Origin of the sequence: Nocardioides sp. (genome assembly GCF_024509035.1) — a bacterium.
Lineage (GTDB): Bacteria > Actinomycetota > Actinomycetes > Propionibacteriales > Nocardioidaceae > Nocardioides.
This window is the reverse complement of sequence record NZ_JANINT010000244.1, coordinates 1-23,550: the sequence shown is the minus strand read 5'-3', so window position 1 is coordinate 23,550 and position 23,550 is coordinate 1. Positions and strand designations below refer to the sequence as shown.

Annotated in this window: 28 protein-coding genes and 1 pseudogene; 20 read left to right on the top strand and 9 right to left on the bottom strand. The window is 72.0% G+C overall.

Translation table 11 applies throughout. The features are described 5' to 3' along the window. Together Q0L15_RS16955 and Q0L15_RS16950 are read left to right on the top strand one after the other, a co-directional pair. Positions 1-180, top strand: a pseudogene (locus Q0L15_RS16955) (metal-sulfur cluster biosynthetic enzyme); the annotation flags it as partial. A 197-nt stretch (positions 181-377) separates the two neighbouring features. Next, on the top strand, positions 378-989 hold the full coding sequence (locus Q0L15_RS16950) for an acVLRF1 family peptidyl-tRNA hydrolase (RefSeq protein ID WP_296605627.1): 612 nt from the start codon (positions 378-380) through the stop codon (positions 987-989). Between the two features lie 12 nt (positions 990-1,001). Here Q0L15_RS16950 and Q0L15_RS16945 read toward each other — a convergent pair whose 3' ends face one another. Continuing rightward, a complete protein-coding gene (locus tag Q0L15_RS16945; protein ID WP_296605626.1) occupies positions 1,002-1,607 on the bottom strand; it encodes a hypothetical protein in 606 nt (201 codons plus the stop codon). Between the two features lie 153 nt (positions 1,608-1,760). On the opposite strand from Q0L15_RS16945, the gene Q0L15_RS16940 reads away from it, so the two are divergent. Next, entirely contained in the window at positions 1,761-2,267 is a 507-nt protein-coding gene (locus tag Q0L15_RS16940) for a metallophosphoesterase (protein ID WP_296605625.1), read from the top strand. A gap of 13 nt (positions 2,268-2,280) precedes the next feature. On the opposite strand, the gene Q0L15_RS16935 is transcribed toward Q0L15_RS16940, so the two are convergent. Continuing rightward, positions 2,281-2,736, bottom strand: a complete 456-nt coding sequence (locus tag Q0L15_RS16935) for a MarR family transcriptional regulator (protein ID WP_296605624.1) — start codon at positions 2,734-2,736, stop codon at positions 2,281-2,283. Positions 2,737-2,789: 53 nt separating this feature from the next. On the opposite strand from Q0L15_RS16935, the gene Q0L15_RS16930 reads away from it, so the two are divergent. From Q0L15_RS16930 to Q0L15_RS16920, 3 genes are read left to right on the top strand one after another with little or no spacing between them, the layout of a single operon-like run. Next, complete coding sequence (locus tag Q0L15_RS16930; protein WP_296605623.1) at positions 2,790-3,710, top strand: ABC transporter ATP-binding protein; 921 nt, start codon at positions 2,790-2,792, stop codon at positions 3,708-3,710. Next, entirely contained in the window at positions 3,707-5,278 is a 1,572-nt protein-coding gene (locus Q0L15_RS16925) for an ABC transporter permease (protein ID WP_296605622.1), read from the top strand. Before Q0L15_RS16930 ends, Q0L15_RS16925 begins: the two co-directional genes overlap by 4 nt. 10 nt (positions 5,279-5,288) lie before the next feature. Further along, positions 5,289-6,197, top strand: coding sequence for a phosphotransferase (locus Q0L15_RS16920; RefSeq protein ID WP_296605621.1), 909 nt, complete (start codon positions 5,289-5,291; stop codon positions 6,195-6,197). Positions 6,198-6,241: 44 nt separating this feature from the next. On the opposite strand, the gene Q0L15_RS16915 is transcribed toward Q0L15_RS16920, so the two are convergent. Then, positions 6,242-7,180, bottom strand: a complete 939-nt coding sequence (locus Q0L15_RS16915) for a neutral zinc metallopeptidase (protein ID WP_296605620.1) — start codon at positions 7,178-7,180, stop codon at positions 6,242-6,244. Between the two features lie 135 nt (positions 7,181-7,315). Between Q0L15_RS16915 and abc-f the strand changes: the two genes are divergently transcribed. The 4 genes from abc-f (at position 7,316) to Q0L15_RS16895 (ending at position 12,497) form a co-directional block, all read left to right on the top strand. Continuing rightward, positions 7,316-8,914, top strand: a complete 1,599-nt coding sequence (gene abc-f / locus Q0L15_RS16910; protein ID WP_296605619.1) for a ribosomal protection-like ABC-F family protein — start codon at positions 7,316-7,318, stop codon at positions 8,912-8,914. 75 nt (positions 8,915-8,989) lie between these two features. Next, positions 8,990-9,778, top strand: a complete 789-nt coding sequence (locus Q0L15_RS16905; RefSeq protein ID WP_296605618.1) for an enoyl-CoA hydratase/isomerase family protein — start codon at positions 8,990-8,992, stop codon at positions 9,776-9,778. Positions 9,779-9,834: 56 nt separating this feature from the next. Beyond that, positions 9,835-11,709, top strand: coding sequence for an ABC transporter ATP-binding protein (locus Q0L15_RS16900; protein ID WP_296605629.1), 1,875 nt, complete (start codon positions 9,835-9,837; stop codon positions 11,707-11,709). Between the two features lie 32 nt (positions 11,710-11,741). Then, positions 11,742-12,497 (top strand): SDR family oxidoreductase, encoded by a 756-nt coding sequence (locus Q0L15_RS16895; protein ID WP_296605617.1) that lies wholly within the window; start codon positions 11,742-11,744, stop codon positions 12,495-12,497. On the opposite strand, the gene Q0L15_RS16890 is transcribed toward Q0L15_RS16895, so the two are convergent. Next, positions 12,383-13,366 carry an SURF1 family protein gene (locus Q0L15_RS16890; RefSeq protein ID WP_296605616.1) on the bottom strand — a complete coding sequence of 328 codons (984 nt, stop codon included), beginning with the start codon at positions 13,364-13,366 and terminating at the stop codon, positions 12,383-12,385. The two genes, Q0L15_RS16895 and Q0L15_RS16890, sit on opposite strands and share 115 nt — an antisense overlap. A gap of 44 nt (positions 13,367-13,410) precedes the next feature. Between Q0L15_RS16890 and moaA the strand changes: the two genes are divergently transcribed. After that, a complete protein-coding gene (gene moaA / locus Q0L15_RS16885) occupies positions 13,411-14,412 on the top strand; it encodes a GTP 3',8-cyclase MoaA (protein WP_296605615.1) in 1,002 nt (333 codons plus the stop codon). A gap of 8 nt (positions 14,413-14,420) precedes the next feature. Here the strand turns inward: moaA and Q0L15_RS16880 are convergent, their stop codons facing one another. Further along, positions 14,421-14,648, bottom strand: a complete 228-nt coding sequence (locus tag Q0L15_RS16880; RefSeq protein ID WP_296605614.1) for an acetone carboxylase — start codon at positions 14,646-14,648, stop codon at positions 14,421-14,423. Positions 14,649-14,773: 125 nt separating this feature from the next. Further along, on the bottom strand, positions 14,774-15,109 hold the full coding sequence (locus tag Q0L15_RS16875; RefSeq protein ID WP_296605613.1) for a DUF3099 domain-containing protein: 336 nt from the start codon (positions 15,107-15,109) through the stop codon (positions 14,774-14,776). Between the two features lie 56 nt (positions 15,110-15,165). On the opposite strand from Q0L15_RS16875, the gene Q0L15_RS16870 reads away from it, so the two are divergent. The 5 genes from Q0L15_RS16870 to Q0L15_RS16850 are packed head-to-tail and all read left to right on the top strand — an operon-like array spanning position 15,166 to position 17,833. Beyond that, entirely contained in the window at positions 15,166-15,378 is a 213-nt protein-coding gene (locus Q0L15_RS16870) for a dodecin (RefSeq protein ID WP_296605612.1), read from the top strand. 60 nt (positions 15,379-15,438) lie between these two features. Then, the gene (gene fabG, locus Q0L15_RS16865; RefSeq protein WP_296605611.1) at positions 15,439-16,173 is read left to right on the top strand and encodes a 3-oxoacyl-ACP reductase FabG; all 735 of its coding nucleotides are present in this window, start codon (positions 15,439-15,441) and stop codon (positions 16,171-16,173) included. Between the two features lie 3 nt (positions 16,174-16,176). Next, positions 16,177-16,947 carry an enoyl-ACP reductase FabI gene (gene fabI, locus Q0L15_RS16860; protein WP_296605610.1) on the top strand — a complete coding sequence of 257 codons (771 nt, stop codon included), beginning with the start codon at positions 16,177-16,179 and terminating at the stop codon, positions 16,945-16,947. 5 nt (positions 16,948-16,952) lie between these two features. Beyond that, entirely contained in the window at positions 16,953-17,249 is a 297-nt protein-coding gene (locus Q0L15_RS16855) for a DUF1330 domain-containing protein (RefSeq protein WP_296605609.1), read from the top strand. A 56-nt stretch (positions 17,250-17,305) separates the two neighbouring features. Further along, positions 17,306-17,833, top strand: coding sequence for a histidine phosphatase family protein (locus Q0L15_RS16850; RefSeq protein WP_296605608.1), 528 nt, complete (start codon positions 17,306-17,308; stop codon positions 17,831-17,833). Positions 17,834-17,852: 19 nt separating this feature from the next. Here Q0L15_RS16850 and Q0L15_RS16845 read toward each other — a convergent pair whose 3' ends face one another. From Q0L15_RS16845 to Q0L15_RS16835, 3 genes are all read right to left on the bottom strand, one after another. Then, positions 17,853-17,999 carry a hypothetical protein gene (locus tag Q0L15_RS16845; RefSeq protein ID WP_296605607.1) on the bottom strand — a complete coding sequence of 49 codons (147 nt, stop codon included), beginning with the start codon at positions 17,997-17,999 and terminating at the stop codon, positions 17,853-17,855. 14 nt (positions 18,000-18,013) lie between these two features. Continuing rightward, positions 18,014-19,240, bottom strand: a complete 1,227-nt coding sequence (gene serB / locus Q0L15_RS16840) for a phosphoserine phosphatase SerB (RefSeq protein WP_296605606.1) — start codon at positions 19,238-19,240, stop codon at positions 18,014-18,016. Positions 19,241-19,433: 193 nt separating this feature from the next. Further along, positions 19,434-20,168, bottom strand: coding sequence for a hypothetical protein (locus Q0L15_RS16835; protein ID WP_296605605.1), 735 nt, complete (start codon positions 20,166-20,168; stop codon positions 19,434-19,436). A 54-nt stretch (positions 20,169-20,222) separates the two neighbouring features. Here Q0L15_RS16835 and Q0L15_RS16830 point away from each other — a divergent pair, with 54 nt between their 5' ends. The 4 genes from Q0L15_RS16830 to Q0L15_RS16815 are packed head-to-tail and all read left to right on the top strand — an operon-like array spanning position 20,223 to position 23,455. Further along, the gene (locus tag Q0L15_RS16830; RefSeq protein WP_296605604.1) at positions 20,223-21,023 is read left to right on the top strand and encodes an ABC transporter ATP-binding protein; all 801 of its coding nucleotides are present in this window, start codon (positions 20,223-20,225) and stop codon (positions 21,021-21,023) included. Positions 21,024-21,052: 29 nt separating this feature from the next. Beyond that, on the top strand, positions 21,053-21,514 hold the full coding sequence (locus Q0L15_RS16825; RefSeq protein ID WP_296605603.1) for an NfeD family protein: 462 nt from the start codon (positions 21,053-21,055) through the stop codon (positions 21,512-21,514). Between the two features lie 37 nt (positions 21,515-21,551). Then, entirely contained in the window at positions 21,552-22,694 is a 1,143-nt protein-coding gene (locus tag Q0L15_RS16820; protein ID WP_296605602.1) for an SPFH domain-containing protein, read from the top strand. Next, complete coding sequence (locus tag Q0L15_RS16815) at positions 22,691-23,455, top strand: sulfite exporter TauE/SafE family protein (RefSeq protein WP_296605601.1); 765 nt, start codon at positions 22,691-22,693, stop codon at positions 23,453-23,455. Before Q0L15_RS16820 ends, Q0L15_RS16815 begins: the two co-directional genes overlap by 4 nt. Positions 23,456-23,550 lie beyond the last annotated feature (95 nt).

Sequence of the window (23,550 nt, the reverse complement as noted above, 5' to 3'; positions counted from 1 at the left end):
ATGACGCTGACCTCGGCGGCCTGCCCGCTGACCGACGTGATCACCGACCAGACCGAGAGCGCCCTGGAGGGCCTGGTCAACGACGTCGCGATCAACTGGGTCTGGATGCCGCCGTGGGGCCCCGACAAGATCACCCCCGACGGCCGCGAGCAGCTCCGCGCCCTCGGGTTCAATGTCTGACCGACGTTGATCCGGGAGTTCTGCGCCTCGAGCCGGGAGTTCGGTGCGCGGAGTTCGGACTGTGGTGACCGACGGCTTGCTCTGGGCCACCGGAACTCCTGGATCGAGCGTCAGAAGTCACGAATCAACCGTCAGAGGTGACGACTCGACCCGGATCGGGCTCGGGCTCGGGGCGGCCGACGTCTAGGCTCCGCGGTGTGAGCCAGGTGCAGGTGCCCGCGGAGCGGGTCGAGCGCTGGGTCGCCAACTTCGAGGCCCGGCACGGCGCCACGGCACTCGAGACGTCGGAGGGGGCGCTCCGCGGCGTCGCCACGGACGGGTCCACCTTCGAGATGCGGTTGCCCTTCGACGCGGCGTACGGCGGTCCGCCGGATGCCGCGGCGTTCGCTGGGATCCTCCACGCTCCGGCCGACTGGGGTGTGCTGCTGGTCCGCAAGGGCGGGTTCGCGGTCGCGCGCCTCACCGGCTCCACGATCGTCGAGAGCAAGGTCGGTCAGCGGCACGTCCAGGGCCGCACCAAGGCGGGTGGCCAGAGCCAGCAGCGGTTCGCTCGCCGACGCGACAACCAGGCGCGGCAGGCCTACGAGGCCGCGGCCGAGCACGCGGCCCGGATCCTCGCCGGCCTGCGCGGGCCCGTCGTGACCGGCGGCGACCACGCCGCGGTCGAGGAGGTCCTCAGCGACCCGCGGCTGAGGTCCATGACGACGGCCGGCCCGTGGCTCGCCGTACCGGATCCCCGGCGCAGCGTCCTGGACCAGGCCGTCGTCGACGCGTCCTCGGCACAGGTGGAGGTCACCAACGCCGCCTAGGGACCTGGTCCGTCAGCCGCACCAGCCCACGTCCTGGGTGCCGGTGATGCCCTTCCAGGCGCGCTCCATCGGCTTCATCCAGTCCTGGGTCACCGAGGTGAAGGCACGCGGCGTCCGGATGGGGTCGCCCGGAGGGTTGGTCGACCGGGCGTGCACGACCGTGATCGGGAGCGTCGCGGCGCGGGCGTCGGTCCCGGCCCAGCACGTCGACGCGCGCCGCTTGGTCCTCGCGAGCGCTGGCGTGACCTCGTCGCCGACCTGCTCCCCGCCGTAACGGAACGCCACGGTGGGCACGTAGCCCGGTCCGCCGTCCCACGGCGCGTCGACCGTGATGCTGATCCCGTGGGTGCGACGGGTGGGGATCCGCCAGGAGACGGTGCCGTCCTCGACCGTGCGGGCCGTGGACTGCCAGACCTGCTCGTGTCCGTCGAGCGCCTGGGTGAGGCGTAGGTCGCAGCCCTCGCAGCCCGTGACGCTCAGCGTCACGCGCGTGTGGGGCGTGGCCGATCGAGCCTCGGCGGGGGAGGTCCCCCCGGAGAGGCTGCCGGCGGTCACGGCGGCCGCCAGCGTGGCGGTCGCCGCGGCGGTGAGGGCGGTGGTGGCAACCCGAGTCGTCATGTCCGTTCCTTCGAGGTCAGCCGCCCGGCCGGTCCGGGCGCTACCTGGGGGAGATGCGCGAGGTCGGCCAGAGGTTGCGGTGGATCGGGACTGAGGACCGTGCTGAACGATCCGCGCGGCTCGTCTTGTTCAGCAGGGTCCTAGGTTGGAGGCGTGCCCTCAGTTCTGATGCTCGCCGACACCCATGTCCCGAAGCGGGCGCACGACCTCCCGGCGCTCGTGTGGGACGCCGTGGAGGCAGCGGACGTCGTGGTGCACGCGGGGGACTGGGTGGACGTCGCGCTGCTCGACGCGCTCGAGGCGCGCTCGCGCCGGCTGCTCGCGTGCTGGGGCAACAACGACGGCCCGGACCTGCGAGCCCGGCTCCCGGAGGTGGCGCGCGCCGAGATCGGGGGCGTCCGGATCGCGGTCGTGCACGAGACGGGTGCTGCGGCGGGCCGCGAGGAGCGGTGCGCGGCGGCGTACCCGGACACCGACGTGCTGGTCTTCGGACACAGCCACATCCCCTGGGACACGACGACCCCTACCGGACTGCGGCTGCTCAACCCCGGTTCGCCCACGGACCGCCGGCGCCAGCCGGCCTGCACCTACCTGACCCTCGAAGCCCGGAACGGACGGGTGGAGGACGTGGCCCTGCACCGGCTCCCGCCGCGTCGTTGACGCGCACCGGGCGTCAGCGGCCCAGGGCGCGCCGCCGCTCCTCCCATCGGGCCCTCATCCCTGCGAGCTCCTCGCGGACGAACTGCAAGAAGTCCTGGGACAGCTCCAGGCGGGGACGCGCCCCCGGCGGAGCGATCGCAGCAGCCGCGGCGAACGCAGCCTCGATGCCGGCGTAGGTCTGGTCACCCTGCAGCAGCGCGCGCCGCCACGCGTCGTCGTCGACGACGTAGAGGTCGCGGCGGGTGCCGCGCTCCTTCTCCCGGCGCGACCAGCCCAGGTGCTCGAGGATCCGGACAGCTCCCGAGACGGCGGCCGGGCTGATGGCGAGCACCTCGACGAGCTCGGCGGAGGTCATCTTGCCGTCGTCGTCGACGAGCAGGGCGGCGAAGACCCGCGCCGGGATGCGCGAGAGCCCCGCGCTGGTGAGGACGGCGCCGATGCGCTCGACCGCCTGGAGGTGATCTTCCATGCACGCACTCTACAAGATTCACAATTGTGTGAACTAGGTCTACCGTGGCTGACGTGACCGATGCACAGGTGATCGAGATCCGCGACCTGGTCAAGACGTTCGGGAGCCTGCGGGCGCTGGACGGTCTGGACCTCACCGTCGAGCGGGGAGAGGTGCACGGGTTCCTCGGGCCCAACGGGGCGGGGAAGTCGACCACGATCCGGGTGCTGCTCGGCCTGCTCCGCAAGGACGCGGGTCACGTGCGGCTCCTGGGCGGTGACCCGTGGCGCCAGGCAGCGCAGCTGCACGCCCGGCTCGCGTACGTCCCGGGCGACGTCAACCTCTGGCCGAACCTGACCGGTGGAGAGGTGATCGACCTGCTCGGCCGGCTGCGTGGCGGGCTCGACGAGCGCCGCCGTGCGCGGCTGCTCGAGCGGTTCGACCTCGACCCGACCAAGAAGGGGCGCAGCTACTCCAAGGGGAACCGCCAGAAGGTCGCCCTGGTCGCGGCGCTCGCCTCCGACGTCGAGCTGCTGCTGCTCGACGAGCCGACCTCCGGCCTGGACCCGCTGATGGAGGCGGTCTTCCGCGACTTCATCGACGAGTTCCGCGATGCGGGGCGGACGGTCCTGCTCTCGAGCCACATCCTGGCCGAGGTCGAGCACCTGTGTGACCGGGTGAGCATCATCCGCGCCGGCCGGTGCGTGGAGTCCGGCACCCTCGCCGAGCTGCGCCACCTGACGCGGACCTCGATCACGGCTGACCTCGCCACGGTGCCTGCAGGTCTGGCGGACCTGCCCGGGGTGCACGACGTGGACATCGACAACCACCGCGTCCACCTCGAGGTCGACACCACGCAGCTCGACCCCGTCCTCGACCTGCTGCAGACCGGTGGCGTCCGGTCCCTGGAGAGTCAGCCGCCCACCCTCGAGGACCTCTTCCTGCGCCACTACGGCGACCAGCTCGCCGGCGCGGGGGAGGACGACGGCCGATGACCGGCACCCTGGTCTTCCTGCGCGTCTTCCTGCGGCGCGACCGCTGGATGTACGTGTGGTGGCCCCTCGGGATCGCCCTGCTCTACGTGAGCCAGGGGTGGAGCGTCGACGGGCTCTACAAGACCCAGGCGGAGTTCGACCAGGCGGCCGCGGGGATGGAGGGCAACGCTGCACTCATCGCGATGGCGGGACCGGCGCGGGCCCTGAACACCACCGGCGGCCAGGTGACCTGGCAGTCCGCCGCGTTCGGGGCGATCCTGGTCGGCCTGATGAGCATGTTCCTGATCGGGCGGCACACGCGGGCCGAGGAGGAGTCCGGGCGCGACGAGCTGCTGCGCGCTGCCCCCGTGGGCCGCTACGCGCCCCAGACCGCCGCCGTGCTCGACGCCGCGCTCGCCAACCTCGTCGTGGGCGTCGTGACCGCGGGCGGCCTTGCGGCGTACGGGCTGGCGACCGCTGACTCCATCGGCCTGGGGCTCGGAGTCACGTTCTGCGGGTGGTTCTTCACCGGGGTCGCCCTGGTGGCCGCGCAGCTGACGACCAGCACGCGGGCCGCCTACGGACTCACGGGGGCGGTGATCGGCCTGGCGTACGCCCTACGTGCGTTCGGCGACGTGAGCCTCGCGGCGCTCAGCTGGATCTCCCCGATCGGCTGGTACCAGGCGATGCACCCGTTCTCGGGGCTGCGCTGGTGGCCGGCGTTGTTCCTGGTCGCCGGCTCGGCGGCCGGGATCACGGCGGCGTACGCCGTGTTCGACCGCCGAGACTTCGGCTCCGGTGTGCTGCCCGCACGTCCTGGACCGGCACGGGCGGCGCGAGGGTTGGCGACCGGTCCCGGACTCGCGTGGCGGCTCCAGCGGGCCACGGTGGTCGCCTGGACGGTGGGTCTGCTGCTGTCCGGGCTGGCGTTCGGCTCGATGGGCGACGACGTCGAGGACCTGGTCGGGGACTCCCAGACCTCGCGGGACCTGGTCCTGCAGGGCGGTGCGGACATCGTCGGTGGCTTCTACGCCATGTTGATGCTGATGCTCGCCCTGCTCGCGGGCTCCTTCGCGGTCTCCTCGGCCCTGCGCCCGCGCGGGGAGGAGGACGCCGGTCGGGTGGAGGGCCTGCTGGCGACGCGCCTGGCCCGGTCGACGTGGCTGGGCGGGCACGTCCTCGTCACCGGCGCCGGGGCGCTGGTCGTGCTCGGCTCCGCCGGACTGGGGCTCGGGGTGAGCTATGCGCTGGTCACCGGCGACGGGGGAGCCGTGTGGCGGATGACCTGGCAGGTGCTGACGTTCCTCCCCGGTGTCTTCGTGCTCAGCGGGCTCGCGCGCCTGCTGCACGGCGTCGCGCCGCGCGCGGCGTCACTGGCGTGGCTGTCGGTGCTCCTGGCCTACCTCGTGCTGATCTTCGGTGAGCTGCTGAAGCTCCCGCAGTGGCTGCAGGACCTCTCACCGTTCGAGCACCTCGCGATGGTGCCGGTGGAGGACTTCCGGTGGGTGCCGTTCCTCGCCGTGTCCGCGGTGGCGGCCGCCCTGAGTGTCGCGGGCCAGATCGCGTTCCTGCGCCGCGACGTGCACTAGCGTCGGAGCCATGTGGCAGCCCGAACCGGGGTGGCTCGCGCTCCCTGGTGGCTCGAGCGCCTCGACGGTAGGCGTGTGGAGGACCGTGCTCGGCGACCAGCCCGTGGTCGTCAAGCGGCTGGCGGCGCCCGCCGAGCACGACCCGGCGGAGCTGGGCGATCCCCGGCACTTCGCCTACTGGCGCCGCGCCGCGGACGTCGTCACCACCGGCCTCGTGACCTCGACCCCCGGGCTGCGCTCGCCCCGGCTGGCCGCGGTGGAGGAGGACGTCGAGGGCATCACGATCACCGAGGAGTGGGTCGAGGACGCCGCGCTGAGCGGGCTGTTCGTGGCGCACGCACTCGGCCGCTTCGCCGGGGCCCAGCTGACCCCGACTCCGTGGCTGGCACGCAACCAGCTGCGCGACCGGATGGCTCGGGTCGAGCACCGCGGCGGGTGGAAGACCCTGGAGCGTACGACGGTCGCCGACGTGGCCGCGCACCTCTGGTCGCGGCGGCACGAGCTGCTGGCAGCTGCGGACGCCCTGGTGCAGGTGCCGATGCACGGTGACGCGATCCCGGCCAACCTGCCCGGACGCGAGGGCGACGACGTCGTCGCGATCGACTGGTCGACGCTCGGCACCGGTCCGGTCGGCGCGGACCTCGGCTACTACGCCCTCGCCGCGCGCGAGGACCTCGAGCCGCTCCTCGACGCCTACCTGATGGGCCTGCCCGACGGGCTGGCGACGCGTGAGGAGGTCACCCTCGGTGCGCGCGTGAGTGCCGTCTACACCGTGCTCAACCGGGCCGAGTGGGCGCTGGCGCGTGTCGCCGGGGGCGAGGGCGCGCTGGCCGGGAAGTTCCGGCACCCCTCCGTCGCCCCGCACCTGCGGGCCCTGCAGCGGCAGTTCGCGCACATCGAGGCGCTCGTCGAGCGGTAGGACGGCCGCCTCAGCCTGGACCCAGCCTCAGCCTGGACCCAGCCTCAGAGCGCACCCGACGCGAACGTGTCGCACGCGTCGAGATCACCCTTCCTGAAGCCGGTGGTGAACCAGTCCACCCGCTGCTGCGCGGAGCCGTGGGTCCACTGCTCGGGGTTGACCCGGCCGCCGCTGCGCTCCTGGATCCGGTCGTCCCCGACGGCCGTCGCAGCCTCGATGGCCTGCTGGATGTCCTGGTCGGTGAGCGACTCGAACAGCACCTGGCCCGAGGCGTCCTCGGTGGTGGTCGCGGCCTTGGCCCACATGCCGGCGTAGCAGTCGGCCTGCAGCTCCAGCCGCACCGAGTCGCTCGTCGGACCCTGCTGGGTCTTCACCTTCCCCATCGTGCCGAGGACGTTCTGGATGTGGTGGCCGTACTCGTGCGCCAGCACGTAGGGCTCGACGAACCCGCCGTCGGGGCCGCCGAGCTGGCGCTCGAGGACGTCGTCGAAGAAGCTCGTGTCGAGGTAGATCGTCTCGTCGACGGGACAGTAGAACGGGCCGACGTCGGACGACGCTTGGCCGCACCCGGTGCTGGTGGCTCCCGTGAAGGTGTCCACCTCCTTCTCGGGTCGGAACGTCGAGCCGAGCTCGTCACCCCAGTAGTCGTACAGCGAGTTCTCGACCGCGACGCGTGCGCAGTCGGCGCTCTTGTTGGCGTCCGCACCGGTCTTGCAGCTCTCATAGCGGTTGGTGTCGGCCATCCGCCCGGTGTCGAACGCCCCACCGGTGCCGCCACCACCGCCGACGCACTGGGTGAGCACGATGAACAGCACGATCACGATGACGCCGGTGATGCCCCCGCCGCCGGCCACACCGCCCGGGATCGGCAGTCCTCCGCCGCCCGCTCCGCCGCCGAGCCCGCCGCCGCGTCCGCCCCCGCTGCCGCGCCCTCGGTCACGCACCCGGCTGGTGTCGAGCCGGGCCTTGGGGTTGAACCGCATGCGTCCTCCTGCGTCCGCCGATGTCTGGGTGGACCGTACCCACATCTAGGATCGAGCCCTCATGATCTCCACCCCACGAAACCGCGAGGTTCCCCCGCAACGCTTCACCACCTCACGCTTCCTCGGTGACCCCGCATGATCACGACCCACCACCTGGAGGTCCGCGCGGGCGCCCGCCTCCTCATGGAGAACGTCAGCTTCCGGGTCGCCGCCGGCGACAAGGTCGGCCTGGTCGGCCGCAACGGCGCCGGCAAGACCACGCTCACCAAGATCCTCGCCGGCGAGGCGCTGCCGGCCGCCGGCACCGTGCAGACCACAGGCGAGGTCGGCTACCTCCCGCAGGACCCGCGCATCGGCGACCCCGAGGTCCTCGCCCGCGACCGGATCCTCTCCGCGCGCGGGCTCGACGACGTCGTACGGCGGCTCCGCCAGGCCGAGACCGACATGGGCAGCGACAAGCCGTCGGTCCGTGAGAAGGCGATGCGGCGCTACGAGCGCGCCGATGCCGAGCTCCACGCAGGCGGCGGCTATGCGGCGGAGTCGGAGGCGGCCCAGATCGCGAGCAGCCTCGGCATCGACGAGCGGCTGCTGCACCAGCCCCTCAAGACCCTCTCGGGCGGTCAGCGCCGGCGGGTGGAGCTGGCGCGCATCCTGTTCTCAGGCGCCGAGACGCTGCTGCTCGACGAGCCCACCAACCACCTCGACGCCGACTCCATCGTCTGGCTCCGCGACTTCCTCAAGGCCCACAAGGGCGGCTTGATCGTGATCAGCCACGACACCGGGCTCCTCGAGGCGACGGTCAACAAGGTCCTGCACCTGGACGCCAACCGGGCGGAGATCGACGTCTACAACATGGGCTGGAAGGCCTACCTGACCCAGCGCGAGACCGACGAGAAGCGGCGCAAGCGCGAGCGGATGAACGCCGAGAACAAGGCGAAGACGCTGACCGACCAGGCCAACAAGATGCGGGCCAAGGCCACCAAGGCGCAGGCAGCGCAGTCGATGCTCAAGCGGGCCGAGAAGCTGCTGGCGGGCGTGGAGACCGAACGTCAGTCGGACAAGGTCGCGCGGATCAAGTTCCCCGCCCCGGCACCGTGCGGCAAGACACCGCTGACCGCGAGCGAGCTGTCGAAGTCGTACGGCTCCCTCGAGGTGTTCACCGACGTCGACCTCGCCATCGACAAGGGCTCCCGTGTCGTCATCCTGGGTCTCAACGGGGCCGGCAAGACCACGCTGCTGCGGATCCTCGCCGGCGTCGACCAGCCCGACACCGGCGCCGTCGTGCCCGGGCACGGCCTCAAGATCGGCTACTACGCCCAGGAGCACGAGACGCTCGACGTCGACCGGACCGTGCTGGAGAACATGCAGAGCTCGGCGCCTCAGCTGACCGACACCGAGGCGCGGTCGGTGCTCGGCTCCTTCCTGTTCTCCGGTGAGGACGCCCACAAGCCGGCCAAGGTGCTCTCGGGCGGTGAGAAGACCCGTCTCGCCCTGGCGGCCCTCGTCGTCTCGAGCGCCAACGTGCTGCTGCTCGACGAGCCGACCAACAACCTCGACCCGGCCTCCCGCGAGGAGGTGCTCGCCGCGATCCGCACCTACGAGGGGGCGATCGTCCTGGTCACCCACGACGAGGGCGCCGTGCTGGCGCTGGAGCCCGACCGGGTGCTGATCCTCCCCGACGGCGTCGAGGACCTCTGGAACGCGGAGTACGCCGACCTCGTGTCGCTCGCCTGACCGACCGCGCCCGTGCGGGCGAGCGCTGGTCGACCGCCTCGACGACGCGATGTGACTGGCCAGTAGGGTTCGCGCATGGACGCTGACACCCTCCTCGCGGCCGGCCTTCGGTACGACCTGACCGGGCCGGTCGCCACCATCACGCTCGACCGGCCCGACGTCCGCAACGCGCAGACTCCGACGATGTGGCGCGCGCTGGCGCACCTCGGCGCCGAGATCCCCGACGACGTCCGAGTCGTCGTGGTCCGGGGCGCGGGCCACTCGTTCTCCGCGGGTCTCGATCGGGCGATGCTCGACCCCACGAACGCCTCGGGGGAGGAGTCGGTCGCAGGGCTGCTGGCGCTCTCCGACGAGCAGGTGTCGGCGACGATCGACGCCTACCAGCAGGGCTTCACCTTCCTGCGCGACCCGCGGTTCGTCTCCATCGCTGCGGTCCAGGGCTACGCGATCGGAGCAGGCTTCCAGCTCGCGCTCTCCTGCGACCTGCGGGTGGTCGCCGAGGACGCCCAGCTCTGCATGAAGGAGTCCGCGCTCGGCCTGGTGCCCGACCTGACGGGAACAAAGCCGCTGGTCGAGAGCGTTGGCTACGCCAGAGCGCTGGAGATCTGCGCGACCGCCCGGATGGTCGGGGCCGACGAGGCCGTTGCCATCGGGCTCGCGCTGACCGCCGTGCCGGCCGCCGAGCTGGACGACACCGTCGCCGACCTGGTCGGCGCGCTGACCGCCCCGCTCGTCGGAGCGGTCCGCGAGACCAAGGCTCTGCTGCAGGGGGCGGCGGACCGTAGCCTCGACGAGCAGCGCCGCCTCGAGCGCGAGGCACAGACCCGCCGGTTCCGCGAGCTGGCGGCGCTCATGAAGGCTTGACGGGCGCCGGCCGGCACGGCCGACCGGCAGCGACAGGGAGGCAGAACGTGTCAGGAATGCACGGTGGCGGCGCGGCGTGGCGACTGCTGCGGTCGGACCGGAGCGTGGTCCACAACCGCATCGAGCGCGGCACCGTGCGGCGCGTCCTCGGCTTCGCGGGACCCCATCGCAAGCTGATCGCCGTCTTCCTCGCGCTCACGGTCATCGACGCCGGCATGGTCGTGGTGACCCCGCTCCTGGCCAAGCACATCATCGATGACGGCATCCGCGGCAACGACCCGGGGCTGATCACGCTGCTCGCGATCGCCATGGGCGTCACGGCGCTGGTCAGCGCGGTCCTCGCGGTGGCCGTCGGCTGGCTCTCCTCGCGCATCGGCGAGGGACTGATCTACGACCTGCGGACCCAGGTCTTCGGGCATGTCCAGCGTCAGTCGCTCGCGTTCTTCACCCGCACCCAGACCGGCGCCCTCGTCTCGCGGCTCAACAACGACGTCATCGGCGCCCAGCGCGCCTTCACCTCCACGCTGTCGACGACGGTGGCGAGCACGATCTCGGTCATCGTGGTCGGGATCACCATGGTGGCGCTGAGCTGGCAGGTCACCTTGCTGTGCCTGGCGATCTTCCCGTTGCTGGTGCTGGTCTCCCGGTGGGTCAGCGCCCGGCTCGCGGGCCTGACGCGCGACCAGATGGACGGCAACGCCGACATGGGCAACGCGATGACCGAGCGGTTCAACGTCGGCGGCGCGATGCTGCTCAAGCTCTTCGGCCGGCGCAGCGAGGAGGACGCGCTCTTCGCCACCAAGGCGGCCCGCGTGCGAGACCTGGGCGTCCGCATCTCGTTGCTCACCCGACTCTTCGGGGCCGCGATGATGGCCGTCCCCGCCTTCGCCACCGCTCTCGTGTACGGCGTCGGGGGACACCTGGCCGTCGACAAGACCCTGACGGTCGGCACGGTGATCGCACTCGCCACCCTGCTGCTGCGGCTGCTCGGTCCGCTGCAGAGCCTGTCGAACGTCCGCATCGACGTGATGACCGCGCTCGTCAGCTTCGAGCGCGTCTTCGAGGTGCTCGACCTGCCCTCGCTGATCCAGGAGCGGCCCGACGCGGTCGTCCTGCCGCGTACGGCCGCGCGCCTGGAGTTCGACCACGTGGCCTTCGCCTACCCCCGGGCCGACGAGATCTCGCTGGCGTCCCTCGAGGTCGTCGCGCGCACCGAGTCGCGCGACACCGGCCAGGTGCTGACCGACGTCACCTTCACCGCCGAGCCCGGGCAGATGGTCGCCCTGGTCGGCCCCTCGGGTGCCGGCAAGACCACGATCACCCACCTCGTGGCGCGGCTCTACGACGTGGGGGCCGGCGCCGTACGCGTGGGCGGGCACGACGTACGCGACGTCACCCTCCAGTCGCTGGAGGACGTCGTCGGCTACGTCACCCAGGACGCCCACATGTTCCACGACACGATCCGCGCCAACCTGCTCTATGCGCGCCCGGGTGCCACGGACCCCGAGGTGTGGGACGCGCTCGAGGCCGCGCAGATCGCGGGCCTGGTGCGGTCGCTGCCCGACGGGCTCGACACGGTCGTCGGTGACCGCGGCTACCGGCTCTCCGGCGGTGAGCGGCAGCGCCTGGCGATCGCTCGCCTGCTGCTCAAGGCCCCGGCGATCGTGGTCCTCGACGAGGCGACCGCCCACCTCGACAGTGAGTCCGAGGCCGCCGTGCAGCGCGCGTTGGACGCGGCGCTCGAGGGGCGCACCTCGCTGGTGATCGCCCACCGCCTCTCGACGGTCCGCGACGCCGACCAGATCCTCGTGGTCGACGAGGGCCGCATCGTGCAGTCCGGCACCCACCCCGAGCTGCTGGCCCGTGGCGGGCTCTACGCCGACCTCTACCGCACCCAGTTCATCGACGACCAGCCACCGACACCGGTCTGAGCATCGGTGAATCGAGGCCTAGGCTCCCGGCCATGGACCTCGACCTCACCGACCGCGTCTACCTCGTCACCGGAGGTGCTCGCGGGCTGGGCCGGGCCACCGCCGAGATCCTCGTGGCCGAAGGGGCGAGGGTCGTGCTGTCGAGCCGCACCGCCGAGACGGTCGATCGGGCGGTCGCCGACCTCGGGGAGCGTGCGGTGGGCGTGGCCTGCGACAACGCCGACCCACAGACGCCGGGCCGGCTCATCGCCGCCGCACGCGAGCGCTGGGGCCGCCTCGACGGTGCCCTGGTGAGCGTCGGAGGACCGCCGAAGGGATCGGTCGGCGAGATCACCGACCAGCAGTGGTCGGCGGCGTTCGAGTCGGTGTTCCTCGGGGCCGTGCGGCTCGCGCGCGAGGTCGCAGCCGTGCTTCCTGCGGGCGGATCGATCGCGGTCGTGCTCTCGTCCAGCGTGCGGGCCCCGCTCGCGGACCTGGCCATCTCCAACGGCCTTCGGCCCGGGCTCGCGATGGTCGCCAAGACCCTGGCCGACGAGGTCGGTCCGCGCGGCATCCGGGTCAATGGCCTGCTGCCGGGTCGCGTCGGCACCGACCGGGTCGCCGAGCTCGACGCGGCGGCGTCCGATCCCGAAGCGGCGCGGGCGGAGGCCGTCGCCTCGATCCCGCTGCGTCGCTACGGCGTGCCGGAGGAGTTCGGCCGGGTCGCGGCGTTCGTGCTCTCGCCGGCGGCGTCGTTCGTCTCGGGGGCGATGGTGCCGGTCGACGGCGGGATGCTGCGCGCGCTCTGAGCCTGCGCGCGCTCGCGCTGGCGTCGCTCCTCCTCCCAGGCGCGTTCGTACGCCGCGCGCACCGCCTGCTTGTGTGCGGCCTTCGTGGCGCGTCGCTGCGAGCGGGCCGGGCCGGTGGCGGCCGGAGCGGAGCCGTCGCCGCGCTGGCGGGAGCGCCACTCGTCGAAGGCCAGGTAGAAGAACCCGAAGGCGGCCAGCACCCCGAAGAACCACCACTGGAGCCCGTAGAAGAAGTGGGGTCCGTTGTTCAGCTCGGGCAGCTCGACCGGTTCCAGGTCGGCCGCGGGCTGGCCGTCCTCGGACTTCAGCACGACGAACCCGCCGTACACCGTCCGGTCGAGCGCGGTCCCGATCTGCTTGCTCGAGATCGCTCGCGTGGAGTGGTCGTCGACGGACGTGCTGTCACCCTCGGCGTCAGCACGGACCCAGCCCTGGACGGTGACGTGGCCCTCAGGAGGAGCTGGGACGTCGTCGGGGCCGGCACCGCGGTTGTCGGTCGGCATCCAGCCTCGGTCGACGAGCAGCGCGGTGCCGTCGGCGGTGACCAGAGGCACGACCACGTCGATGCCCGAGGAGCCGTCACGGGTGCGGTAGCGCACGATCACCGTGTCCGCGGTGTCGTAGCTGCCCGTGGCGGTCACGACGCGCCACTCGTCGTCGTCGGCCACGGCCCGCCCCGGCGCCAGGACCTCTGCCACGGGTGCGGGAGGTCGCTCCTCGTTGGCCCGCACCACCGCGTTGCTGTCCTTGCGGTCGGCCAGCCGTCCGAACTGCCACTCACCCAGCCACCACGCCGCGGAGCACAGCACAGCGACGACGAGGGCGAACGACGCCCATCGTCGACTGAGCAGGAACCGCCACGAACGCACTCACCGAGGCTATCCGGCGACCGAGGTCTGCCTACACTGCAGGGGTGCCGCACACGAGACCGCTCTCGGACCGCTACGGACGGGTCGCCACCGACCTGCGCGTCTCGCTGACCGACCGCTGCAACCTGCGCTGCTCGTACTGCATGCCGGCGGAGGGCCTCGACTGGCTGCCCGACGACTCGGTGCTGACCGACGACGAGGTGGTGCGCCTGATCCGCATCGGGGTCGAGCTGCTCGGCATCCGCGAGGTCCGCTTCACCGGTGGTGAGCCCCTCGTGCGCCGCGGCCTGGTCGACATCGTCCGGCGCACGCACGAGATCGACCCCACCGTGGAGACCTCGCTCACCACGAACGCTCTGGGCCTGGTCCGCGTCGCCGATGCGTTGGCCGCGGCCGGCCTCGACCGGGTCAACGTGAGCCTGGACAGCATCCGCCGCGAGACGTTCCATGCGATCACCCGGCGCGACCGGCTGCAGGACGTGCTGGACGGCCTGGCGGCCGCCCGGGACGCCGGCCTGGGGCCGGTGAAGGTGAACGCGGTGCTGATGCGCGGTCAGAACGACGACCAGGCCGCCGAGCTGCTCCGCTGGGCGATCGCCGAGGGCTACCAGCTGCGGTTCATCGAGCAGATGCCGCTGGACGCCCAGCACGTCTGGAACCGCGAGCAGATGGTCACGGCCGACGAGATCTTCGAGCGCCTCGAGAGCGAGTTCGACCTCGAGCCCGCCGCCGAGCCCCGGGGGAGCGCCCCCGCCGAGCTGTTCCGCGTCGACGGGGGACCAGCCACCGTCGGTGTCATCGCCTCCGTCACCCGCCCCTTCTGCGGCGACTGCGACCGGGTTCGCCTGACCGCCGACGGACAGGTCCGCAACTGCCTGTTCGCCCGCGAGGAGTCCGACCTGCGCACGGCTCTGCGAGCCGGCGCCTCCGACGAGGTCATCGCCGATCGCTGGGTGGTCGCGATGCGCGGCAAGCGCGCCGGCCACGGCATCGACGACCCGTCGTTCCTCCAGCCCGACCGCCCGATGTCGGCCATCGGCGGCTGACGAGGCACTCAGCCCTGGTGCGGGACGACGTCCTTGAGGAAGTCCCGCTTGCCGAGGAAGTCGATCAGCGACTGACGGTGCTCGTCGCACGCGAGCCAGACCTTGCGCCGCTCGGGCGTGTGCAGCTTGGGGTTGTTCCACAGCAGCTGCCACGTGGCCGGGGCCTGGCAGCCCTTGGCCGAGCAGGTCGCCTCCGGCTCCACCGGATCGGGGATGCCGGCCTGGGGGTCGCTCACGATGCTCCTTCAGGGACGAAAAAGCGGTGCCGGACAGCCACGGGGGAAGCCGTCCGGCACCGCTGCCAACCGAGACGGGGGAGACTCGGCTTGCGTCGGTGATTCTGTCACGGGTGCGGCAGTTCTCAAAGCACGTCGTGCCGGGGCTCGCCGTCGGATTTCGTGGCGGGACCCAGCTCGTTGGCGTCGTACTCGTTGTCGAGCAGGTCGAGCCCGTCGGATCGCGAAGCCGTCGCGTTGGCCATGACCACCGCTACGTAGGGCAGCACGATCGCCCCGGCGACCAGGATCCACCGCAGCCAACCCGCGCCCACGGCGATCGCGGCGACGAAGCAGACCGTGCGGATCGCCATCGAGAACACGTAGCGCCGCTGGCGCGCCGCGATCTGCTCGTCCCGGTTGGACGGCGCGGTCGTGATCCGGACGGCCTCCTCTCGGCGGCGCCGCAGGTCCTTGGCCATGCCGCCCAGCCTACGTCGGTAGGCTCGGCCTCCCACGTCCGCACCTGGAGGCAGCCATGACCAACCGCACCTACCGCGTCTCCGAGATCGTCGGCACCTCGCCCGACGGCATCGACGAGGCCATCCGCAACGGCATCGAGCGCGCCGCCCGCACCCTGCGCCACCTGGACTGGTTCGAGGTCACCCAGGTCCGCGGCCAGGTCAAGGACGGTGCCGTCGAGCACTTCCAGGTCGGGCTGAAGGTGGGCTTCCGGCTCGAGGACGACTGAGCGGGGGGCGCGGCACGTCGGGTTCGGCGTACCCAGGAGTAGTCGCTAGCGTCACCTGACGTGAGCGAGACCCACGAACCCCCCACGAACGGGCCGAGGTCGGTGCTGGTCACCGGCGGCAACCGCGGCATCGGCCGAGCGATCGCCGAGGCCTTCGTCGCGAACGGGGACCGCGTCGCGGTCACGACCCGCAGCGGCGGTGCGCCCGACGGCGCCCTCGACGTCCGCTGCGACATCACCGACCCCGAGCAGGTCGAGGCGGCGTTCGCCCAGGTCGAGGAGGCGCACGGCCCGGTGGAGGTGCTGGTCGCCAACGCCGGCATCACGGCCGACACGCTGCTCCTGCGGATGAGCGAGGACGACTGGGCCGGGGTGCTCGACACCAACCTCACGGCCTCGTTCCGGCTCGCGAAGCGCGCCTCCAAGGGGATGCTGCGGCTGCGGCGAGGCCGGATCGTCTTCATCTCCTCGGTCGTCGGGCTCCTGGGCTCGGCGGGACAGGTCAACTACGCCGCCTCCAAGGCCGGCCTGGTCGGTATGGCCCGCTCCATCGCCCGTGAGCTCGGGTCGCGGTCGATCACCGCGAACGTGGTCGCTCCCGGCTTCGTCGAGACCGACATGACGGCGGTGCTCACCGACGACCAGAAGAGCGCGATCAAGGCGCAGGTGCCGCTCGGGCGCTACGGGACGCCTCGGGAGGTCGCGGACACGGTGCTGTGGCTGACCGGCGACGGCGCGGCATACGTCACCGGGGCGGTCATCCCGGTCGACGGCGGACTCGGAATGGGGCACTGAACGATGGGCATTCTCGACGGCAAGCGGATCCTGGTCGCCGGAGTCACGATGGACACCTCCATCGGGTTCGCGACCGCCAAGGTGGCTCAGGAGCAGGGCGCCACCGTGCTGATCTCCAACTTCGGCCGGGCTCTGGGGATCACCCGGCGGATCGCCAAGCGGCTCCCGAGCGAGCCGCCGGTGCTCGAGCTCGACGTCACCGACGAGGACCACCTCGCCCGGCTGCCCGACCTCGTGCGCGAGCACGTCGACGGCCTGGACGGCGTCGTCCACTCGATCGCCTACGGCAACCCCGAGACGCTGCTCGGCGGCAAGTTCCTGACCGGCCCGTGGCCGGATGTCGCCCAGGCGGTCCAGGTGTCGGCGTACTCCTTGAAGTCGCTGGCCGAGGCCTGTCGCCCGTTGATGGGCGACGGCGGCTCGGTGGTCGGGCTGACGTTCGACGCGACGGTGGCGTGGCCGGCCTACGACTGGATGGGCGTGGCCAAGGCTGCGCTCGAGTCGTGCTCGCGCTACCTCGCGCGCGACCTCGGCCCCGAGGGCATCCGGGTCAACCTCGTCTCGGCCGGCCCGTTGAAGACGCTCGCCGCCAAGGCGATCCCCGGCTACGAGGCGCTCGACCAGATGTGGGGCGAGCGTGCTCCGCTGGGCTGGGACAACGCCGACCAGGAGCCCACGGCCAAGGCGGTGTGCGCGCTGCTGTCGGACCTCTTCCCGGCCACGACCGGAGAGATCGTCCACGTCGACGGCGGCTTCCACGCGATGGGAGGCTGAGCCGCATGACGGCGTACTGGATCAGCACCTACGACGAGATCACCGACGAGACCAAGGTCGCGGTGTACGCCGAGCTCGCCGGGCCGGCGCTCACCGGCGCCGGCGGCACGTTCCTGGCGCGCGGGATGCCCGAGCTGGTCTACGAGGCCGGCGAAGTCACCCGGACCGTCGTCATCGAGTTCGACTCGGTGGAGCAGGCTCGGGCCGCCCACGACAGCCCCGGCTACCAGGCCGCCCTGGCCGCGCTCGACGGCGGTGCCGTGCGCGACCTGAGGATCGTGCCCGGCGCCGGGACCGACTGAATCGAGTCACGCAGGTCGGGCATGACAGTCCTTGGCCGGGCTGCCACAGTTGTCACGTGCCATTGCCAACCGGGACCTCCACCCGCCTGCTCGCGCTGCTGCGCCACGCGAAGGCCGAGCAGCACGGCCCGACCGACTTCGACCGACCGCTCGCCGAGCGCGGTCACCAGGACGCCGCGGTGGTCGGCAGCTGGCTGGTGACAGAGGGCTTCGAGGCCGACCACGCCCTCGTCTCGGCCGCTGTGCGCACCCGCGAGACCTGGGCGTCGCTGGCCGCAGCCGCCGGGTGGGACCTCGACGCCGAGGTCGACCGGGGCCTCTACGCCGCCGGTCCGGACACGGCGCTCGACCTGGTCCGCGAGGTGGACGACGACGTACGCCGCCTGCTGGTCATCGGGCACAACCCGACGATCGCGGTGTTGGCCCAGCTGCTCGACGACGGCGACGGCGACCCCGACCTCGCCGAGGAGATGATGTCGGGCTATCCCACCGGTGCGGTGGCCGTCTTCGAGGTCGACGGCTCCTGGGCCGACCTGGAGGAGGGCGGCGCCCGCCTCGTCGGCTTCCACGTGGGGCGCGGCTGACCCAGGGGCTCAGCGCGGATCAGCCGGCGACGACGGCGAGCACGATCGAGCCGATCAGCACCAGCGCGATCACGGCCGCCACCACGATCAGGAGGGGGCGGTCCTGCGGCGAGGCGCCAGGGCGCCAGAGGTAGCCGGGTGAGGGAGGGCGTTCCTTCTCGTCCACGGAGCAGGCGACCCTCAGACGGGCGGCGCGGGGGTCACGAAACCCGCCTCGGCATCGGCGGCCTCGATCTCCTCGCGGGAGATGCCGAGCAGGTAGAGGATCGTGTCGAGATAGGGCACGTTCACGGCCGTGTCTGCCGCGTCGCGGACCAGAGGCTTGGCGTTGTAGGCGATGCCGAGACCCGCGGCGTTGAGCATGTCGAGGTCGTTGGCGCCGTCGCCGATCGCGATCACCGCGGCCTCGGCGACGCCCGCGGCCGCGGCGAACTCGCGCAGTGCGGCGGCCTTGCCGGCCCGGTCGACCACGGCGCCGACGATGCGACCGGTCAGGTGACCCTCGACGATCTCGAGCTCGTTGGCACGGGCGTAGTCGATGTCGAGGTCGGCCGCGAGCCGGTCGGTGATCTGGCTGAACCCACCCGAGACGATCGCGAAGTGGTAGCCCAGCCGCCGCAGGGTGCGCACCATCGTCCGGGCGCCCGGGGCGAGCAGGATGGCGTCGTACACCTGGTCGAGCGCGGCGGCGGGCACCCCTTCGAGCAGGGCGACCCGTGACCGCAGGGACTGCTCGAAGTCGATCTCGCCGCGCATCGCGGCCTCGGTCACGGCGGCCACCTCGGCCTCGCACCCGGCGTGCGCCGCGAGCATCTCGATCACCTCGCCCTGGATCAGCGTGGAGTCGACGTCCATCACGATCAGCCGGGCGCCGCGGCGCAGCAACGTGGCGGGCTGGACAGCGATGTCGACGCCCTGGCGGGCCGCCTCGGCGGCGAGCACCGTGCGCAGCGCAGCGGTCTCGACTCCGGAGACGTGCAGGTCGATCGCGGTGACCGGGTAGCGAGCCATCCGCTCGATGCGGTCGATGTTGGCGCCGGCATCGGCGATCCGACCCGCCACCGCGCCCATGGCGGCCGCCCGCAGCGGAGCGCCGATGACCGTGACGTGGGAGCGGCCGCCTCGGCGCGCCTTGTTGTCGCCGACGCCGCGCTCGAGCTCGACGCTCATGCCCAGCGCGGCGGCCGTCTGCTGGATCGCGTCCGTGACGCGGCGCACCTGGTGGGGCTCGGTGACCAGGACGCCGAGGATGAGCCGACCGCGCAGCACGATCTGCTCGACGTCGAGCACCTCGACGCCGGCGCCCGAGAGGGCGCTGAACACCGACGAGGTCACGCCCGGGCGGTCCTTGCCGGTGAGCGTGATGAGCAGGGTCTCCGGCTTGCGCCCGGCGCGAACGTCAGTCATCTCAGTGGTCGAGGCTATCGCGGTCCCAGGCTCAGCCTCGATTCACCGATGTGCGCCGTCGCGAGCGTCACCAGATGGGTGGGCTGGCAAGGCGTCCGGCGCGACGGCATACCGGGCGTCTGGTGAGGGTCGGCAACGCAGCCAGCGTGTCCGGATGGTGGCGCGCAGCAGGCGGACATCGGTGGATCGAGGCTCAGGCCGGCGGCCACACCTCCGGTGAGAACGCCGCGACGAGCGCGCGTCTTCCCGCGCGGGCCAGGGGGACCAGCGCCGCTCGCCGCTCCTCCATCTCGTACGCCGTAACGGCTCCGCCCTCGTCCTCGAGCGCCAGGTCGACGATCCCGGTCGCCTGCAGTCCGCGTCCGGCGAGGTCGACGCAGCGGGCGGGCACGCCCGGCGGCGCCGTGACCGGCGGGCGGTGGCGCAGGTTCATCAGCTGGTCGGCCACCTCGGGGCGCCAGCGGGCGACGTCGAGCCGCGCGAGGCTCTCGGCCGAGGTGAGCAGCGCGACCCGCAGCTCGCGGTCGGCCTCGCCGACGTCCGGGAGCTGCCGCCGCTCGGCCGGGTGGACGGTCCACACGATCGCCGCGCCGGTGCGGTGCGGCACCAGGCCGAGGCCGGTGCCGTCGACGACGACGGCCTCTGCTGCCTCGAGCGCGTCGGCGTTGAACGCCGGCGGGCCCCCGAGGCCGACCGGGTCGCCCTCCGCGGGGAAGGCTGCGCCGAACCCGGTGGCGCCCAGGGCGCGGAGCCGGGCGAGCGCGCCCACGAGCGTCTCGGTGCCGTCGGCGCCCGGCAGACCCGCAACCGCGTGGGTGGCGTCGCCGTCGAGGACGGCGTCGACGAGGAAGTCGGTGACCACGTGCCCCGAGAGCCAGGACGTGCCCCACCAGGCGAGTCGGGCAGACGGAGGCAGGAGGCTGGTCACGGCGGGTGAGGATACGCCGCGGCCCGGCCGCGGCGGGTCGATAGGGTGCTGGACATGACCGCCGTGCTGGACTTCGCCGAGGTGACCATCCGGCGCGGGCAGGCCACCTTGCTCGACCGCGTGTCGTGGCGGGTCGGCGAGAGCGACCGTTGGGTCATCCTCGGTCCGAACGGGGCCGGCAAGACCACGCTGCTGCAGGTGGCGTCCGCGCAGATCCACCCCACGTCGGGTGTGGCCGGCATCCTCGACGAGGTGCTCGGCACGGTCGACGTGTTCGAGCTGCGACCGCGCATCGGCCTGACCAGCGCGGCCCTCGCCGAGCGGATCCCCCGCGGCGAGCGCGTCCACGACGTGGTGGTCTCGGCGTCGTACGGCGTGGTCGGCCGTTGGCGCGAGGCCTACGACGAGCTCGACCACGAACGGGCCCTCCAGCTGCTCACCGAGGTGGGCGCCGCACACCTGGCCGATCGCACGTTCGGCACCCTCAGCGAGGGCGAGCGCAAGCGCGTCCAGATCGCCCGCGCACTGATGGCCGACCCCGAACTGCTGCTCCTCGACGAGCCGGCGGCGGGCCTGGACCTCGGCGGCCGCGAGGACCTGGTCTCCACGCTCTCGGTGCTGGCGGCCGATCCGGCGTCACCGGCGACGGTGCTCGTCTCGCACCACGTCGAGGAGATCCCGCCGGGCTTCACACACGCATTGCTGCTCCGTCGCGGGCAGGTCGTGGCCGCCGGCCCGGTCGCCGAGGTGATCACCGAGGCCAACCTGGCTGCTACCTTCGGGATGCCACTGGTGCTGCGCCACGAAGGTGGCCGTTGGAACGCCCGCCGACGCACCCGACACTTGTCGGGCTGAGCGGGTCGAACGGGGGATAGGGTCGAGTCATGGACTGGCTGAGCGAGCACGCCTGGGCGGCGTGGCTGGGGATCGCCGCCGTCCTGGGGATGGCTGAGCTCGTGAGCCTCGACCTCGTGCTGATCATGCTGGCCGTCGGTGCGCTGGCCGGGATGGCGACGGCCGCGGTCGGGGCGGCGTTCGCGATCCAGGTGATCGTCGCCGGCATCACCGCCGTGGGGATGCTGGCCATCGTGCGGCCCTCGCTGGTCGCCCGCCTGCACCAGGGGCCCGAGCTGCGTCTGGGCGCCGCGAAGCTGGTCGGCCAGCGCGCGGTGGTCACCGAGCAGATCACCGGGCTCGCCGTCGGCCAGATCAAGATCGGTGGGGAGATCTGGACCGCCGCCCCCTACGACGAGCACGACATCATCGAGCCGGGCGCCACGGTCGAGGTCTTCGAGATCCGCGGCGCCACGGCGTACGTCCACCCCGTTCCTGAGCTCGGCGAGTGACGCAGCGCCGGTCGCGTCGATTGAGAAGGAGAGTGCCGTGCCACCTGTGCTACTGATCCTGCTGGGGATCCTGCTGCTGTTCGTGATCATCCTGCTCGCCAAGACCGTGCGGATCATCCCGCAGGCCCGAGCCGGGGTGGTGGAGCGGTTCGGGAAGTACAAGCAGACCCTCCCCGCGGGCCTCAACATCGTCGTCCCGTTCATCGACAAGGTGCGCTACCTCATCGACCTGCGCGAGCAGGTCGTGAGCTTCCCTCCGCAGCCGGTGATCACCGAGGACAACCTCGTGGTGTCGATCGACACCGTCATCTACTTCCAGGTCACCGACCCGGTCGCGGCGACGTACGAGATCGCCAACTACATCACCGCCGTGGAGCAGCTGACGATGACCACGCTGCGCAACATCGTCGGCGGGATGGATCTCGAGGAGACACTGACCAGCCGCGACGAGATCAACACGCGGCTGCGCGGCGTGCTCGACGAGGCCACCGGCAAGTGGGGCATCCGGGTCAATCGCGTCGAGCTCAAGGGCATCGACCCGCCGCCCTCGATCAAGGACTCGATGGAGAAGCAGATGCGCGCCGACCGCGACAAGCGCGCCGCCATCCTGACGGCCGAGGGTCAGCGGCAGTCGGCGATCCTGACCGCCGAGGGACAGAAGCAGTCGGCCATCCTCAGCGCCGAGGGCGCCCGGGAGTCTCAGATCCTGCGCGCGCAGGCCGACCGCGAGGCCTCGATCCTGCGCGCCCAGGGTGAGGGCCAGGCGATCCAGACGGTCTTCCAGGCGATCCACGACGGACAGCCGGACCAGTCGCTGCTCGCCTACCAGTACCTCCAGATGATGCCGAAGATCGCCGAGGGTGACGCCAACAAGGTCTGGATCGTGCCGAGCGAGATCGGCAAGGCGCTCGAGGGCCTCGGCTCGACCATGACCAACCTCCAGGGCATCCCGCAGGAGGTCACCGGTCCCCGCAAGCGCGTGGACATGGGAGCGACCGAACCGCTCGAGCCGCGCGCGGACGAGGCGCTGCGCGAGACCAGCGCCGCCGTCGAGGCAGCGATCGCGGAGGCGGCGAGTGCCGCCAACCCGGGTCGTGGCTCCACGCCGGCCGACACCGATGTGCCGGCCTCGACCACGGACCCGGCGGTCGGGCCGGGCGAGGTGCCGCCCGCCCAGTGACGGCCTTCGAAGTCGTCGCGGTCCTGCTCGCCGGGGTCGCGGCCGGCACCATCAACACCGTGGTGGGGTCGGGGACGTTGATCACGTTCCCGACCCTGCTGGCGTTCGGCGTCCCTCCGGTGACGGCGAACGTCTCGAACACGATCGGTCTGGTGCCCGGGTCGATCTCCGGCGCTGTGGGGTATCGGCGCGAGCTGGCCGGTCAGCGCTCGCGGGTGCTCCGCCTGTGCGTGGCCTCGCTGCTCGGAGGGGTCGCCGGTGCGGTGCTGCTGCTCGTGCTGCCCGACGGAGCCTTCGCCGCGATCGTGCCCGTCCTCATCGTGCTCGGCCTGGTGCTCGTCGTCTTCCAGCCCCGGATCTCCGCGTGGGTGGCCCGTCGGCACGACGCCGCCGGCGGTCTGCCGCACCACGGCACGTGGTGGGTCTGGCCCGGCGTCGCGCTGACCGGTGTCTACGGTGGCTACTTCGGCGCCGCCCAGGGCGTCTTGCTGATGGCGGTCCTCGGCACCGGGATCGACGAGTCCCTGCAGCGGCTCAACGCCGTCAAGAACATCCTCGCCGCGGTCGTCAACGCGGTCGCCGGGCTGATCTTCGCCGTGGTCGCCGACGTGGACTGGTGGGTCGTGCTGCTCATCGGCGTCGGCTCGGTGATCGGGGGTCAGCTCGGGGCGTCCGTCGGGCGACGGCTGCCCCCGACGGTGCTGCGCATCGTGATCGTCTGCGTCGGCGTGGTCGCGCTCGGGGCGTTCCTGCTCGGCTGAGGTCCACCCGCCCACCCTCCGCGGGTCTTGGCGGTCTGCGGTTTGGTCACCAACGACAGATTCCGGAGCGGAATGATTGCGGTTGGTGACCAAAC

Excerpts from the sequence above, each read along its gene's own strand:
- Q0L15_RS16945 (WP_296605626.1), bottom strand. The coding sequence starts at position 1,607 with ATGACGACTCGGGTTGCCACCACCGCCCTCACCGCCGCGGCGACCGCC.
- Q0L15_RS16935 (WP_296605624.1), bottom strand. The coding sequence starts at position 2,736 with ATGGAAGATCACCTCCAGGCGGTCGAGCGCATCGGCGCCGTCCTCACC.
- Q0L15_RS16925 (WP_296605622.1), top strand. The coding sequence starts at position 3,707 with ATGACCGGCACCCTGGTCTTCCTGCGCGTCTTCCTGCGGCGCGACCGC.
- Q0L15_RS16920 (WP_296605621.1), top strand. The coding sequence starts at position 5,289 with ATGTGGCAGCCCGAACCGGGGTGGCTCGCGCTCCCTGGTGGCTCGAGC.
- Q0L15_RS16915 (WP_296605620.1), bottom strand. The coding sequence starts at position 7,180 with ATGCGGTTCAACCCCAAGGCCCGGCTCGACACCAGCCGGGTGCGTGAC.
- abc-f (WP_296605619.1), top strand. The coding sequence starts at position 7,316 with ATGATCACGACCCACCACCTGGAGGTCCGCGCGGGCGCCCGCCTCCTC.
- Q0L15_RS16905 (WP_296605618.1), top strand. The coding sequence starts at position 8,990 with ATGGACGCTGACACCCTCCTCGCGGCCGGCCTTCGGTACGACCTGACC.
- Q0L15_RS16900 (WP_296605629.1), top strand. The coding sequence starts at position 9,835 with ATGCACGGTGGCGGCGCGGCGTGGCGACTGCTGCGGTCGGACCGGAGC.
- Q0L15_RS16895 (WP_296605617.1), top strand. The coding sequence starts at position 11,742 with ATGGACCTCGACCTCACCGACCGCGTCTACCTCGTCACCGGAGGTGCT.
- Q0L15_RS16875 (WP_296605613.1), bottom strand. The coding sequence starts at position 15,109 with ATGGCCAAGGACCTGCGGCGCCGCCGAGAGGAGGCCGTCCGGATCACG.
- Q0L15_RS16870 (WP_296605612.1), top strand. The coding sequence starts at position 15,166 with ATGACCAACCGCACCTACCGCGTCTCCGAGATCGTCGGCACCTCGCCC.
- fabI (WP_296605610.1), top strand. The coding sequence starts at position 16,177 with ATGGGCATTCTCGACGGCAAGCGGATCCTGGTCGCCGGAGTCACGATG.
- Q0L15_RS16855 (WP_296605609.1), top strand. The coding sequence starts at position 16,953 with ATGACGGCGTACTGGATCAGCACCTACGACGAGATCACCGACGAGACC.
- serB (WP_296605606.1), bottom strand. The coding sequence starts at position 19,240 with ATGACTGACGTTCGCGCCGGGCGCAAGCCGGAGACCCTGCTCATCACG.
- Q0L15_RS16830 (WP_296605604.1), top strand. The coding sequence starts at position 20,223 with ATGACCGCCGTGCTGGACTTCGCCGAGGTGACCATCCGGCGCGGGCAG.
- Q0L15_RS16825 (WP_296605603.1), top strand. The coding sequence starts at position 21,053 with ATGGACTGGCTGAGCGAGCACGCCTGGGCGGCGTGGCTGGGGATCGCC.